The organism is Pseudofrankia coriaricola (genome assembly GCF_001854805.1).
Classification (GTDB): Bacteria; Actinomycetota; Actinomycetes; order Frankiales; family Frankiaceae; genus Pseudofrankia.
Genome location: NZ_MBLO01000007.1, coordinates 1 through 14940, shown reverse-complemented (window position 1 = coordinate 14940; position 14940 = coordinate 1). Strand labels below are relative to the sequence as shown.

Genomic DNA, 14940 nt, shown 5'->3' with positions numbered 1-14940 from the left:
CTCAACGTCGTCGGGGCACCGGTACCTGGCTGCGGTCGTCGCAATCGCGCGTCCACGCCCCGGCAGCGCCCGGCGGTGCGTGGGACTCATCCGTCACCGCTGGGCACATCAGACCCCACCCTGTCAGCCGGAGGTGCCGTCGGCGCAGACTCGTTTGCGCACCAGCTGGAAGGCCGCGCCGCCGGGAGCCACCTGGACGAACGAGTAGCAGGAGAGTGGTTTGCCCGAGTAGTCGCGTAGATCGACGGGTTCAATGAGTCCGTCCGCGTCATAGGAGGAGACGCTGCGCAGGGCCTTGATGAAGCTGTCGCGGGTGGGGCAGGGCCCGGCCAGGTAGAGTCCGCGCAGGAACAGATCAGTGTTGATGTAGGTGAACATCGCGAACTGCTGGTCGGCGTCCCGCGCCTCCGGAGCGTAGCGGTCCATGGCGCTGTGGTATCTCTCGATTGCTGGGCCGCCCGCTTCGAACGGACGGAAGAAGACCGGCATCGACACGCCGGCGAGCGCCTGGCCATCCGCTGCCAGCACGCTATGGTCGTAGCCCGCGAGCACGACGCTGACCGCGAGGTGCGCACCCGCCGCGCGCGTTGCCTGTACGACCTGGCCAAAACCTTCCGGAGCGATGATACCCAGCAACGCATCAGCGCCGAATGCCATGATCTTGCTGGCCAGCTGGGCGGGACTGCCGCTAGCGACCGCATAGGGAAAAACCTCGACCGCGCTGACCCCCGCGGCCCGCAGGCCCTGTTCATACAACGTCACGTTCGCGGCGGAGTCGGCCGACTGACCTGCGGTGATAATAGCAACCTTGGTGCCGTGGGCTTCCCGGATGTAACGCCCGACAACTGCCTGTGAGGCGGAGTAGATGAAGGAGAACATGTTCTCGCGCCCAGCCCAGGCAGGATCGACCGCGAGTCCGGCAACGGGAATTCCCTGTTGCGCCAGACTGTCCAGCGAGCCGCCGAGGGAGGCACTGGCCGCTACCAGGCCGAAGACATGCTCCTGTTGAACGAGCTCTTCGGTCGCGCGTGCGGTGACGGATGAAGTGTTCTCGTCGTCTCGCCACTGGTAGGTGATCCGTCGGCCGTGCATGCCGCCCTGCTCGTTCGCGAGGCCGATCCTGGCATCGATGCCGGCGCGAGCCGCGGACAGCGCGGAACTCGACGCACCTGACGCGGGATAGATGAACCCGAGCGTCACCTGGCTCGGGGTGACTCCAGGCGAGTCGCAGGCCGCATTCGTGCCGCTTCCGCCGCTTGAAGATGCGCAGCTGGCAGCCGTGGCGACCAGGGTCGCCATCGCTAACCCTAAAGATACGAGTCGTGTGCGCGATAACATATGATTCCTTCATACCGGCTCCCACCCGTCTCACCCCGCCTTCGTACGAGGTGAACGGGTAGGCGCCGAATCGGCGCCACGCGATGAGCGCGGCCCAGGAGCAGCAGGACGACGTTGAGCTGGATCATCTGACACATCGTTCGGCCGTGTTTGGTCGCCTGCGGGCGGGCCCCGGTCCCCCACCACCCACCGCCGCGCACGCGAGCGCGGGCCGGATCTGCCCACCACCCTCGCCGAGTACCTCCCGCTTGCGTCAGCCTGCTGCTCGCCGGGACGTGTCAGTCGGCGTGCAGCGCGGCGCGTACATCGGCCGCCGGTGACCGGCCGAGCACGGGTGTTTCGACGGTCACGTCGTGGATTGCCCCCCGCCATGGGAAGGGCGGGACGTAGTCGTCGCACACGGGGAACCCTCGGTCATGGCCCAGGCAGAGGTGCGCGCCGCCATGCTGCATGACAAAGGGCACGCCAACGGTCATCGTGGCCGATCCGAGTGTTTCCCCGTCGCAGGCGAGTGTGAGTTCCCCGCCCGGACCATCGGGGCTGAAGGTGACGGACAGGCAGTGCCGTCCGGGGGAAAGGGGGGTGGAGGCCTTCACGGTGACCGGGTCCCCCGCGGGGCAGAGGGTGAACCGGAGCAGGCCGTCGACGGCGTACAGCGCATAGCCTCCGTTCCAGTCGCCCAGTGCCAGCAGGACGCCCTGGGCCCCTTCGGGTGCCACCTCAGCTTCGACCGACATCCGGAACCCGAAGGAGAGGTTCGGGATACTCTCGTCGAAGATCGGTGAGCCTCCCGGCCGGAACACGGCCTTGTTCCCCGGCGAATAGTCGGCCGGGACGATGGCGCCGATCCGGTCGGTCAGGCCCTCGGACATCGGCATGACGTTGTTACGGCCGGCCTCGATCAGCCACACCTCCTGCAGCCTGCGCACCGTCTCAGGGTGGACCGCGGCGACGTCCGCCGCCTCGGAGAAGTCCTGCTCCAGGTCGAACAGGGCCCAGTGGTCCGCGGCGAAGTCGCGGCTGCCGGTCATGAGCTCTTCTTCGTCGACGACGCCGCGTGCCACGTGGTCGGTGGTCGCCTTCCACCGGCCGTTCACGATCGAGCGGGACCCGAGCATCTCGAAGTACTGGGTCTGGCGCGCGGCCGGCGCGGTGGCGTCCTCGAAGCTCGCAGTGAAGCTGGCGCCGTCCATCGGCTGTTGGGTGACGCCGTCCACCGCATCAGGGGCCTCGACGCCACAGACGTCAAGGACCGTTGGAAGGACATCGACGGCGTGGCAGAACTGGCCACGGATCTCGCCTCGGGAGCGGATGCCGGCGGGCCAGTGGACCACGAGTGGGACCCGCGTCCCGCCGAGCCAGGTGTAGCGCTTCCACAGCCGCAGGGGTGTGTTGCCGGCCCACGCCCACCCCCACGAGTAGTGGCTGTAGGACCGGAAGCCTCCCCAGTCCTCCAGGCTGGCGAGGTTTCCCTCGACCGTCTCCCGGACGCGGTTGGAGAAACGGTGCTCGTTGACGGTGCCGTGCTGCCCGCCCTCGGCACTCGCGCCGTTGTCGGACATCAGCAGGATCAGCGTGTTGTCCAGGACACCGAGGCGCTCAAGGGCGTCACACAGGCGGCCGATCTGGGCGTCCGTGTGGCTGAGGAAACCGGCGTAGACCTCATGGGGCCGCGCGTGCATCCGCCGGGCGTCGGGCGTCAGCTCATCCCAGCCCGCCACCCACGGCGGCCGCTCGGTGAGAACGGTGCCGGCGGGCACGATCCCGGCGTCGATCTGCCGGGCGAAGACCTCCTCGCGCCACCGGTCCCAGCCATGGTCGAACTGGCCCTGGTAGGGGGCCACCCACTCCGGCGCGACCTGGTGCGGCGCATGCATCGCGCCCAGGGAGAAGTAGAGCAAGAACGGCTTTCCCGGCGCCGCGTGCTGCTGGTCGGTGACCATCCGGATCGCCGTGTCGGCGAGATCCTCGGAAAGGTGATAGCCGTCCTCGGGCCGCCGGGGCGGGTCGATGTACTGGTTGTCGGACACGAGGTTCGGCGTCCACTGGTTGGTGTCGCCCTGCAGGAATCCGTAGTAGCGCTCAAAGCCCATGCCGAGCGGCCAGCGGTCGAAGGGGCCGGCCGGCGAGCGCTCTCCGCGCGGCAGGACGTGCCACTTGCCGACGGCGAACGTGTTGTAGCCGGCGTCGCGCAGCAGCCGTGGCAGCGCGGCAGCGGACTTGGGGATCCGGCCGGTGTATCCGGGGAACGCCAGCGGTAGGTCCACAAGGAAGCCCATGCCGACGGCGTGGTGGTTGCGGCCGGTCAGGAGGCTGGCTCTCGTCGGTGAGCAGAGCGACGTCACGTGGAACCGGTTGTAGCGGAGCCCGCCGGCCGCCAGCCGGTCGATGTTGGGGGTGCGGATGTCCGATCCGTAGCAGCCGAGCTGGGCGAAGCCCATGTCGTCGAACAGGATGACGACGACGTTGGGAGCGCCAGCGGCGGGCTTCGGCGCCCGCGGATAGCTGGGGACGCTCTCGGCAACCGTCATACCGAGCTGCGGGCGGGTCTCGACGGGCACAGGTTCTCCTTCGGAGCCGGTGGTCAGCGTCTCCTGGTCAGGTGCGCGGTCCAGAGGTCCGGCACGGGAATCGCACAGCTGGTGGAGATGTCAGGCGTCGGCCACGCCCGTGTCGGTCGACGGCCCGACCCGGGCCGGCGCCGCTTCACCCACCAGCGGTCAGGGCCGCCGGCACGCGGGCGGAAGCCTGCCTGTGTGACAGCGTGTCTGTGCGGTCAGGCGGTGGTGTCAGGTCGGTCTCCGAGCGTCAGGACGCTCTCACCGGCCAGCCGTGGCCCGTCGCTGTGGAGATGGCAGTAGGTGGTAACGCCGTCCTCGGTTGTCGTGGCGGGCGGATCGGTCTGGGCGCACACGGGCATCGCCCAGGGGCAGCGGGTCCGGAACCGGCATCCGGACGGCGGGTTGGACGGGGACGGGATGTCGCCCTGCAACACGATGCGCGGTCGTGATCGTTGTCGGGCGGGGTCCGGGATAGGAACGGCCGAGAGCAGGGCCGCGGTGTAGGGGTGGCGAGGTCGTTCATAGACCGCCGAGACCGGCCCCGACTCGACCACTCGACCCAGATACAGCACCGCGACGTCGTGGCTGAGGCGACGCACGACGGACAGGTCATGCGAGATGAACAGGTACGCCAGGCCTGTCTGCGCCTGCAGGCTGTGCAGCAGGCTGACGATCTGGGCCTGGGTGGACACGTCGAGTGAGCTGACCGGCTCGTCGAGAGCGACCAGCGACGGGGCGGCCGCGAGTGCCCTCGCGATGGCGGCCCGCTGCAGCTGGCCGCCGGACAGTTCCCGTGGGTGGCGGCTCAGGAGGGACGGGGACAGTCCCACCTGCGCCATCAGCTCGGCGGCGGCCGCGAGCCGCTCGGCGCCGCGCTCCGCACGGCCCCGCAGCGCCTCGGAAAGGCTGTCGGCCAGCGACGCGAGCGGGTCGAACGAGGAGTAGGGATCCTGGAACACCATCTGGGTCTGCCGGCGCAGCGCGCGCAGTTCCCGGCCGTGCACCGCCGTGACGTCGTGGCCGTTCAGCAACACGCGACCGGACGTGGGCTCAAGCAGGCGCAGGAGCACCCGAGCCGCTGTGGACTTGCCGGACCCGGACTCGCCGACCAGGCCCAGCGTCCGAGCGGGCATGATCGACAGGCTGACGCCGTCCACCGCGCGCACGGTCGCCGTGCGCCCAGGCCATCCTCGGCGGGTGTAGTGCACCTGTGCGTCGATGATCTCGGCCGCCGGCGGCGCGGCGTACGCGGGAGCGTTCATGCGACACCACGCAGCGTCAGTTCGGCCGCCCGGTGACAGCGCTCGTACCGGCCAGATTCCCTGACCAGCGGCGGGTCCACGGTCCGGCAGAGGTCGATCGCGTACTGGCACCGTGGATGAAAATGGCAACCCGCCGGCCGCCGGCCGAGAGCGGGCACGCTCCCGGTGATGGCCGCGGACTCGCCGATAGCGTCCTGCGCCGACCGGGAGGCGCGCAGCAGCCCCTCGGTGTAGGGATGGCGGGGACGCGCGAACAGATCGTCGATCGGCGCCTCCTCCACGATCTGGCCGGCGTACATGACGGCGACGCGGTCGCACAGGTCCGCGACGACCCCGAGGTCATGGGTGACGAACAGGACCGCCATCCGTTCCCGCCGCAGGCGGCGCAGGAGTTCCAGGATCTGCGCCTGCACGGTGACGTCGAGGCCTGTGGTGGGCTCGTCAGCGATCAGCAGACGGGGCCCGCACACCAGTGCCATCGCGATCATCACGCGCTGGCGCATGCCGCCCGACAGTTCGTGGGGATAACAGCGCATGCGGGCCGCCGGGTCGGCGATGCCGACCTCGACGAGCATCTGGACCGCCCGTTCCCGTGCCGTCCGCCGGGCGACACGTTCATGCAGCCGCACGGCCTCGGCGATCTGCTCGCCCACGCGAATGGAGGGATTCAGGCTGGACATCGGGTCCTGGAACACCATCCCGATGTCACGCCCCCGGATTCGACGCAGTTCGCCAAGATCCATCGACAGCAGGTCCTGGCCCGCGAAGGTGACCTGCCCGGCGGCGACCGCGGCGGGCGGTGAGGCCAGCAGGCGCATGATCGCCATGGACGTCAGCGACTTCCCCGAACCCGACTCGCCGACCAGCGCGACGATCTCGCCTTCGCCGATCCGGAGCGAAACGTCCTCGACGGCGGGCACCGGGCCTGCGCTCGTGTCCAGAACGACGCGCAGCCCCTCGACGGACAGCAGTGTGTCCCGGGACGTGTCCCCGTCCGGGGACCGCGGGGCAGGCGGCGCCGTCACGGGCCCGCGGTCGACGCGGGTGAGACCACGCGAGAGTCTCGATTTGCCCCAGCGCCGACGACGTCCGTTCGAGGGCCGCCCCACCCCGAGCGCCGCGGCAAGCCCGTCGCCGAGTGTGTTGAACGCCAGCACACCTGCCGCGATCGCGGCACCCGGGACGACGAGGCTCCAGGCGTGGGTGAACAGACCGGTGCTGTACGCCTGCTGCAGCATCGATCCCCAGCTCGGTGACGGCGGCTGGGCGCCGAGGCCGACGAAGCTCAGCGCCGCCTCGGCCAGCAGGGCACCGCCCAGGGTCAGCGACGCCTGAACGATGATCGTCGAGACGACGTTCGGGAACACCCGCCGGGCGACGATCAGCACTGGCGGGGTGCCCAGGGACCGGGACGCCTCGACGAACGTCTCCTCCTTGACGGCGAGGGTCTGGCCCCGGATCAGGCGCGTGAACGCCGGCATGAACACGATCGCCAGGGCAAGGGAGGCGTTGTTCGCCCCGGGTCCGAGCGCGGCGACGACGGCCAGCGCCAGGACCAGCGGCGGAACGCTCATACCGCCGTCCACGAACCGCATGACGATGTTGTCCACCTGCCCGCCGCGATACCCGGCGAACAGGCCCACGGGTATCGCCAGGACGAGCGCGAGCGCGACCGACTCGAAACTCACCTGGAGGCTCGACCTGGCTCCGTACACGAGCCGCGAGAACACGTCACGCCCCAGGTCGTCCGTGCCGAGCCAGTGGGAGGCCGACGGACCGCCGAAGCTGTGGAGCAGGTCCTGGGCCGCCGGCGCGTGCAGCGTCACCCAGGGCGCGAGAGTCGCGGCCAGAACGAGCAGGAGAAGCCAGCCCGCCGCCACGACCGCGCCCCGCTGCCGCGCAAGCCGCCGCCAGGTGCCGGCGGAGGCGGGACTCGCTTCCTCGTCCGCTCCTTGTCCGGGCTGTACGAAGGCGGCCGTCGCCTGGCCCTCGTCGACCGGGACCTCGCCGACCGGGACCTCGCCGATCAGGGCCTCGCTGACCGAGGCCACATCGTCTCCGGCCCGAGGCGCCGTCAGGTCTCTCATGCCACCCTCACCTTGGGATTGAGGTACCCGTAGCTGAGGTCGACGAGGAGGCTCATGGCCATCTGGAAGACGACGAACACCAGCGTGACGCCCTGGACGACGGGCAGGTCGTGACCGGTGATTCCCTGCAGCATGTAGGTTCCGAGCCCTGGGATGGAGAAGATCTGCTCGATGATTACCGCGCCGCCCAGCATGAAGCCGATCTGAACACCGAGGACCGTCACCGCCGGGATCGCCGCGTTCTTGAGCGCGTGCCGGACTACGACACGGGTCGTGCCGGCGCCCTTCGCCCAGGCGGTCCGGACGTAGTGGGATTCCAGGACCTCGGCCAGCGAGCGCCGCAGCTGCCGGGCGACACCCGCCGCCGGCGCGAGTCCCAGCGCCACCGCCGGCAGGGTGACCGTCTGTACCCAACCGGTGAACGATGACGAGATCGGGGTGAACCCCGTCGGCGGGAAGACCTGGAAACGGACCGCCAGCAGGGATACCAGGATGACCGCCAGCCAGAAGTTCGGGACCGCGAGCCCGAGGCTCGAGGTCACGCGCGCCGACGCGTCCGCCGTGCTTCCCGGCCGCAGGCCTGAGACGGCCCCGAGCGGCACGCCGATGACCACGGCCACCAGCGTGGCGGCGATCACCAGGCTCAGGGTGACTGGCAGCCGCGCGGCGATCTCGTGGGCGACCGGGATGCCGCTGAACAGCGACCGGCCGAGGTCGAGCCGGGCAATCCCCGCCAGCCAGTGCCAGTACTGCGCCAGCAGCGGGTCGTCGAGACGGAGCTGTGCACGGACGTTCGCGATCGTCTCGGGTGTCGCGCTGGCGCCGCCGGCAAGGGTGACCGCCGGGTCTCCCGGCACCAGCGCGACCAGAAGGAACACACCAAACGAGACCACAAACAGCATCGGTAACAGAACCAGCAGCCGGCGCAGCACTAATCGAATCACGTGCCCCTCAGCCTCCTCGTCATCACTGGCGGCCTACACGGACGGTGTGATAATCGGGCACGGGCACCAAATAGGACGTGACGAGGTTGAGGTCGGCCAGGCTCGGGCTGACCGCGGCGGCCGTGGGAAGGAAGTCAAGCCAGATCGCCAGGGCATCTCGGGAGATGATGCTCTGCGCGTCGGCCCAGAGGCTGGCCGCGGCCGGGCTGTTCGGCGCGATGCCCTGCAGCTGGGTCGAGATCTTGGTGAGTTCGGGGTTCTCGTAGCCACAGAGGTCGCCGACATTCCCGGGGGTGAGGGTCTTGAACTTGTCCACACCGGTCCCGATGGCGGGGACGATCGAGGTCTGGCCGAGATGGTTGATGTAGAGGTCACTGACGAAGTTCGACGACTGCTTGATCGTGACGTTGACGCCGATGGCCTTCCACGCCGACTGGATGATCTGCGCCGTCTGGCTCGCGACGGGAGAGCTGGGCAGGAGGACGAGGGTGAGGTCGAAGCCACTCGGGTAGCCAGCCTGGGCCAGGAGCTGCTTCGCCTTTGCCACGTCGAAGGCGTATTTCGCGGGAAGACTCTTCGGGTAGAAGACGCTGTCCTTCGGCCAGAAGGAGACAGCCGGCTCGCCGGCGCCCTGCAGCACCGCCTGGTTGATCGCATCCCGGTCCACGGCGTAGCTGAGCGCCTGCCGGACCAGCGGCTTGTCCAGGGGCGGCTCGGACTTGCACAACGGCATCCACAGGAGCGAGGTGTCGGTGGTGTGGGTGACCAGGCGCAGCGAGGAGTCCGAGCGGATCGCCGGGATGTCGGCCGGCTGGACGAGGCTGAAGTTCACCTGGCCCGACTTGATCGCGTTCACCTGTTGAGGCCCGGCGCTGACACTGACGATGTCGATCTCGGCGAGGTGGATGTCCTTCGCGCCCCAGTACCGCGGGTTCTTCTTAAGCACCATCCGCTGCTGCGGCACGTACTGGGCGAGCATGAAGGGCCCCGCCCCGACCGGTGACCGGGCCAGATCGGCGCTGGCGGGACTGACGAAGGTCTCCGGCCCGGCGAGCAACGCATAGAACGCGCCCGCGTTCGGCTTGGACAGGTGGATGGTCAGTGACGTGGGCGAGGCCACGTCGATCGTGGAAACGTTCTGGAGGACCGCGCTGAGTTGTCCGTGCTGCGGCTCGGCCTTGTTGCGGAGGATGGACGCCTTGACCGCGTTCGCGTCCAGCGTCGTGCCGTCGGAGAACACCAGCCCAGAGCGCAGTGTGACAGTCACAGTGGACGGGTCGGAGATCGTGGCACTCGTCGCCAGCCCAGGGACGAGCGCGCCGGACGTGTCGTAGTGCAGCAGCGAGTCATAGATAGGCAGCTGCCACGCCACCTGCGCGCCCGCCGCCGTGCCCCCGGCGGGATCGAACGTGACCGGGGTGGCGGTACCGCTCAGGTCGAAGGCCATCCGCAGAACGCCGTTGTCGGTGTTCGCGCCCGGGGCTCCCGCCGGGCCACCGCCGGATCCACCGCAGGCGACGACCGCGAGGAGTGAGACGGCAGCCGCGACGGCGCCGCCTAAGACCCCGCGCCGGCTCCTGCGCCCCATCATGCCGCGGCCTGGAAAAAGGGGCGATCGCCAGCAATCTCGACCCGGCGCACGACGCGAACCTGGGGAAAGTGGTCGGCGGCGCTGCGGTGGTTCGTGCTGCGCTCGTCCCAGATCGCCAGGTCACCGGGCTGCCAGCGCCAGCGGCACTGGAAACGGGGATCCTCGATGTGCCGGGCCAGCAGGTCGAGCAGCGCTCGGCTCTCGTGCTCACGCATCCCCTCGATGCGCCGCATGAACCGACCGCCCAGGAAAAGCGCGCGCCGACCGGTCTCGGGATGGGTCCGCACCAACGGGTGCCTGACCGGCGGATAGGCCTCCCGCAGCCGCGCCACGAGCACTTCGAGATCGGAGGTGACGCCCTTCCTGCGCATACCCTCGATGAAGCTCTGACAGTCATGCACCACGTCCAGGCCAGCAAGCAGACGCTGCATGGTCGGTGACAGCGCGTCGTAGGCAGCGGTCATCGAGGCCCACAGGGTGTCGCCACCACGCTCGGGCACAACTTCCGCGTGCAGCAACGCGTACTTCGGTGGCTCCGCCGCCCAGGTGACGTCGGTGTGCCAGTAGTCGGCCTCGGGCGGGCTGTCAGGCCCATCGCTGATCACCTGGAGGGTCGGCTCCGTCGCCCCTCGCAGCCGGGACAGGGGGAAGATGCTGACCTCGCCGAAGCTCTCGGCGACCTTCAGGTGCTCCTCGGGCCCCAGCCGAGCCCCGCGGAAGAAGATGACCTCGTAGCGGTGCAGCTGGTCGCGAACCTCGGCGATCTGGCCACGGCCCAAGGAACGAATCTCGACGCCACGGATCTCGGCGCCCAGCGCGCCTGACACAGGCAGAACATCCACATCGGCCTCCTTCGTTCTGGGCTCTGAGAGTCTCCTCCGACGTTCCATTCGTCCAATAGAAGTTGTCGCCCGGGTTCATGCACGATATAGATAGATCGTGGAGTTGCATCAGTTACGGTGTGTCATCGCGATCGCCGAGCACGGAACTTTCACCGACGCCGCCAGCGCGCTGCACCTGAGCCAGCCGGCCCTCTCACATGCCGTCGCGCGCCTCGAGAAGGAACTGGGCTCTCGGCTCTTCCATCGCAACTCGACCGGCGCCCGCCTGACGGCCGCAGGCGAGGCCCTCCTCACGCCAGCGCGCCGAGCGCTCGCCGAAGTGAACAGCGCCCAGACGGCGGTCCAGGCGGTGGCGGGCCTGCTCAGCGGCCAGCTCAGTGTCATGGGAGTCCGGACAGCCGCGGTCGAGACCGCCGATCTCGTCGTCCGGTTCCACCGGCGTCACCCCGGCGTCCGACTGCTGGTCGAGCAGCCAACTGACGACCGAACCGTCGTCGAGGCCGTCCGCAACGCCCGCTGCGACATCGGAGTCATCCACGGCACCGAGGTACCCCCCGATCTGCCACACGTCCCGGCCGGCACCCAGGAACTGCTCGCGCTCTTCCCCGAAGGCACTGCGCCACCCGGCGAATCGGTCACAGTGCGCTACCTCGCCGAGGTGCCGCTCATCGTTCCCTTGTCCGGGACCTCCACCCGCACGAGGCATGACGCGTTCTTCCGGAACCTCGCCCGGCGGCCAACCATCGCCGCGGAATGCTCGGACCACAGCACCGCGATCGAGCTGGTCCGCGGCGGCCTCGGCGCCACGCTCATCTCGGGATCACGCCATGCCCGCATCAGCACCGACGGCGTCGTCGCCCGCCGGGTCCGCCCCGACCTCAGTCCCGACCTCGCCGCGATCCGCAGGCCACACGGCTCCCCCGCCGCCGAGGCGTTCCTTCGCATGCTGACGACCTGACAACCTCGAGTCGCGGCCGAGGTCGCCACGCCGCCCTCGGCCAGACGGTCGAGACCCGGGCCGGCAGCCGAAGTACGCGGTGAACCGGTGCCCGAGCCAGGCCGACGCGAACACGCCCGCCGGTCCGGTCCCTGGTGGATCGCGCTCGGGTGGCGCCGACTAGGAACGATGTGGTTGGTCCTGGTCGAAGTGGACGGTCAGGTCGGGGTCGTATACGACCGGCCTGCCTGTCTGTTCGCGCTTCGCTGTGTACATCGCCAGGTCGGCCTGATGGAGCAGGGTGTCGGGGTTTGCTCGCCGCGCGGTGCAGTCAAGGGAGACAAGACCGAAGCTGGCGCGCGGGATGTAGGTCTGGCCCGCCAGTTGACAAGGCGCCTGAACCGCGGTCGCGAGCCGCTCGGCGACCTGGATTGGCCTGTCTGGGCCAGCGTCGGCAAGGATGACGGCAAACTCGTCGCCACCAAGGCGGGCGACCGTGTCGGTGGCGCGAGTTCCGGCCCGCAGCCGCGCCGCACTGATCTTGAGGAGTTCGTCGCCGACAGCGTGCCCGAACGCGTCGTTGACCCGCTTGAACTGGTCCAGGTCAACGAACAGAAGGGAGACGACGGCCTCTCGGCCAGTGGGTGCGCCGTCAATACTCGGATCGGCGCCGGGGTCGACCATTCGCTGCAGGCGCTGGCTGAACAATGCCCGGTTCGCCAAACCGGTCAGTGGGTCATGAAACGCCTGATAGTGCAGCTGCCTCTCGCGCTCCCTCACCTCGGTGAGCAGGTGGGTGTTCTCGGCGAGGGTGATCATCTGACGCGCGAGCGCCAAGACCAGCAACGACACCGTGCCATATGCCTCGACCCAGTCGAACGGTGCACCCGCCGCCAGCCTGCCGAGAATCAGTAGGCCGGCCATGCCGAGCAAGGCATACGGCAGGGCGGCATGCGCCCACGTCGCCCGCGGGCCGGGCGGGGCCGAACCGTCCAGGTCCACTCGGGCGCGGGCCGGCACCAACGCGGCGAGAGCGATCAGCAGAAAGGAGACGACGTACGAGATCAGGCTCCACGCGGGAAGGTCGTAGTGGCCCTGAGCCACGCGATAGGTCACGACGCCGTTCGTAAGGGCGTAGACCAGCAGGCCGCTGCCTAGCAACGCCAACGTCGCCGGGGACCGCGGCCGGCGGAAGGTCGCGATCAACAGGACAGCCGCCGCGAGGATCAGCGCAGTTACCTGGTGCGCGAGGGCGAGCAAGAGCAGCGAAGGTTCGGGCGCGCTCGCCCGGACGACCACCTCCAGCCCCGTCCCCCATTCCAACAGAAAGACCGAACCGACGATCAGCACGCTGTCCAGCACGATGATCGCATGCCAACGAGTCGTGCCACCCCTCCGCCCACGCTCGCCCCGGGCCTGGACTGGGTAGGTGGGCAGGCATAACAGCCCAACCAGAGCCAGCCCGTAGATGGGAAACAGGGCCAGATACTCCGACGTCGAATGGGAAGCGACCGAGCCATCGTTCAGCAACGTCACCACGGCGACGAGGGCGCTCCCCGCCACGCCAGCCGCAAACACGCCGACGAGCACCCGCCATCGCCGGTCACCGGCCGCTGCGTGCCGAGCGCTCCAGAAGCACGCCACCGCGGCGGCAACCTGAGAGGCGAGCGCGGCAACCGCCGTCGCGATCAGGACAGAATCCGGGCCCAGCAGTGCCATGAGCACGGCTGCCAGCCCGACGAGCAGCATGCCACCCACCACCGCGCCCCGGAACAACCCCGGCCCGTGGGACCAACCGGCCGAACGTCGAAGGCCTGGCACTGCGCCCCCGACAACGCGGAGCCTCGCCACCACTCCCCCCAACCAGCCCATCGTAACTGCCTGGATGCATACCGCGACAGCTCGACCGCGCCATGGCCAACCGAGGCGCTGCGCCGCCATCTGTTGGATTTCCCGGCTCCCGTCCGCCGAACCGACGGCGACCTCTCCGCGCGGACGGCGTACGGCTCTCCCGCTGGCACGCTGGATCCGATCGGCCCGCAGAATACCGTCCACGATGGTGCGTTTCTCCAACTCCAACAGGTGCATGATGATCGCCGAGAGGTCGGCCGGCACCGCCGGATTCACCACCGACGGCGCCGCCGGCACCCGCGCGAGATGGCCGTGAATGATCTGCAACGGGTCGCCGACGCCGAACGGCGGCGCGCCGGTCGCCAGCTCGTACAGCGTCGCCCCGACCGCGTACAGGTCGGCCCGGGCATCGACCTGGCGACCGGTCCGACCGGTCTGCTCCGGCGCCAGGTACGGCAACGTCCCGACGATCTCGCTGTGGTGCACGAACCCCGGCTGGACCACCGCGAAGGTCGTCGCCAGCGCGAAATCAATCAGGCAGGGCGCGCCGCGCTGCCCGATCACGATGGCGGATCATGGCTCGGTGCCGTGCGCTGGAATCCCATCTGCCACCTCACACCGCCCTACACACAGCCCACCTCCCCAGCCTTCCCACGATCACGACGGCGCAACAGGGCGACCGGGCACGGACTCAGACCGCGACGAGGCGGATGCGACGGCGATCAACCCTTGCGGGGACTCACCGTCCGAGCAGCGGGGCACGCCGGATCGCTTCCGCGAGGCCGTGCCCGCGCCGTGCCACGCCATCCGGATGACGAGCGGCCCCTAGTGCAGCCCCGCGTAAGTCCTGCGGGGGTCGTGACTGCGTCGGTTTCAGGTGGCTTTGAGGAGTTCGCCAGTGTAGGTCCAGCGGTAGGGCTTCGCGTCGCGGTCGCGGACCTCGATGAAGTTGAGGATCTTGCCGGCGAGGTCCTCGCGGGAGGTGAAGCTCCCGCGCCGCAGGAGGCGGCGGGTCAGGGTGGAGAAGAACATCTCGACCATATTCAGCCAGCTGGCGTGCTTCGGGGTGAAGGTGACCGTGAAGCGCGGGTGTGCCGCGAGCCAGGCCCGGGTCTGGCGGGAGGTGTGCGCCGACCCGTTGTCGAGGATCAGGTGGATCTTCAGTGCCGGGTCGATGGCCTGGTCGAGCTGGGTGAGGAACCAGCAGAAGTTCGTCGAGTCGTTCCGGCCGGGGATGATCTCGCCGAGGACCTGGCCGGTCGTCACGTCCATCGCGGCGTAGAGGCTCACGGTGCCGTGCCGGACGTACTCGAACTCGCGGCGTGTCCGCAGGCCGGGCCGTTCGGGCCGGTCGGGGTGGCGCCGCGCGACCGCCTGGACCTGGGTCTTCTCGTCGACCGAGAGCAGCACCGCCCCCGCGGGCGGGTTCAGGTAGAGATCACAGACTGCGCGGGCCCTCACCGCGAAGTCGGGGTCGGCCGGCCGGTTGAGCCAGCCCCGGACCCGGTGCGGCCGCAGGTCCAGGTC

General features: G+C 69.3%; 10 protein-coding genes. 1 reads left to right on the top strand and 9 read right to left on the bottom strand.

Going from position 1 to position 14940, the window contains the following annotated elements; all coding sequences use genetic code 11:
* Nucleotides 1-123: 123 nt before the first annotated feature.
* The 7 genes from BCD48_RS01870 to BCD48_RS01840 all read right to left on the bottom strand — a co-directional run bounded on the left by BCD48_RS01870 (nt 124) and on the right by BCD48_RS01840 (nt 10625).
* On the bottom strand, nt 124-1299 hold the full coding sequence (locus tag BCD48_RS01870; RefSeq protein ID WP_241841446.1) for an ABC transporter substrate-binding protein: 1176 nt from the start codon (nt 1297-1299) through the stop codon (nt 124-126).
* A 317-nt stretch (nt 1300-1616) separates the two neighbouring features.
* Entirely contained in the window at nt 1617-3899 is a 2283-nt protein-coding gene (locus BCD48_RS01865) for an arylsulfatase (RefSeq protein ID WP_241841445.1), read from the bottom strand.
* A gap of 215 nt (nt 3900-4114) precedes the next feature.
* Nucleotides 4115-5161 (bottom strand): oligopeptide/dipeptide ABC transporter ATP-binding protein, encoded by a 1047-nt coding sequence (locus BCD48_RS01860; RefSeq protein ID WP_071046478.1) that lies wholly within the window; start codon nt 5159-5161, stop codon nt 4115-4117.
* Nucleotides 5158-7248: a dipeptide/oligopeptide/nickel ABC transporter permease/ATP-binding protein gene (locus BCD48_RS01855; RefSeq protein WP_083418045.1), complete on the bottom strand. Its 2091-nt coding sequence runs from the start codon at nt 7246-7248 to the stop codon at nt 5158-5160. The genes BCD48_RS01860 and BCD48_RS01855 overlap by 4 nt, the downstream gene beginning before the upstream one ends.
* A complete protein-coding gene (locus BCD48_RS01850) occupies nt 7245-8192 on the bottom strand; it encodes an ABC transporter permease (protein WP_071046476.1) in 948 nt (315 codons plus the stop codon). The genes BCD48_RS01855 and BCD48_RS01850 overlap by 4 nt, the downstream gene beginning before the upstream one ends.
* 22 nt (nt 8193-8214) lie before the next feature.
* A complete protein-coding gene (locus tag BCD48_RS01845) occupies nt 8215-9783 on the bottom strand; it encodes an ABC transporter substrate-binding protein (protein WP_083418044.1) in 1569 nt (522 codons plus the stop codon).
* The gene (locus BCD48_RS01840) at nt 9780-10625 is read right to left on the bottom strand and encodes a TauD/TfdA dioxygenase family protein (protein WP_198543035.1); all 846 of its coding nucleotides are present in this window, start codon (nt 10623-10625) and stop codon (nt 9780-9782) included. Before BCD48_RS01840 ends, BCD48_RS01845 begins: the two co-directional genes overlap by 4 nt.
* 97 nt (nt 10626-10722) lie before the next feature.
* Between BCD48_RS01840 and BCD48_RS01835 the strand changes: the two genes are divergently transcribed.
* Nucleotides 10723-11583 (top strand): LysR family transcriptional regulator, encoded by an 861-nt coding sequence (locus BCD48_RS01835; protein ID WP_071046470.1) that lies wholly within the window; start codon nt 10723-10725, stop codon nt 11581-11583.
* Nucleotides 11584-11742: 159 nt separating this feature from the next.
* Here the strand turns inward: BCD48_RS01835 and BCD48_RS01830 are convergent, their stop codons facing one another.
* Together BCD48_RS01830 and BCD48_RS01825 are read right to left on the bottom strand one after the other, a co-directional pair.
* Nucleotides 11743-13977: a diguanylate cyclase domain-containing protein gene (locus BCD48_RS01830; RefSeq protein WP_083418043.1), complete on the bottom strand. Its 2235-nt coding sequence runs from the start codon at nt 13975-13977 to the stop codon at nt 11743-11745.
* 309 nt (nt 13978-14286) lie between these two features.
* Nucleotides 14287-14940 (bottom strand): IS630 family transposase (locus tag BCD48_RS01825; RefSeq protein ID WP_116271393.1); only part of this gene is annotated, 654 nt, incomplete at its 5' end.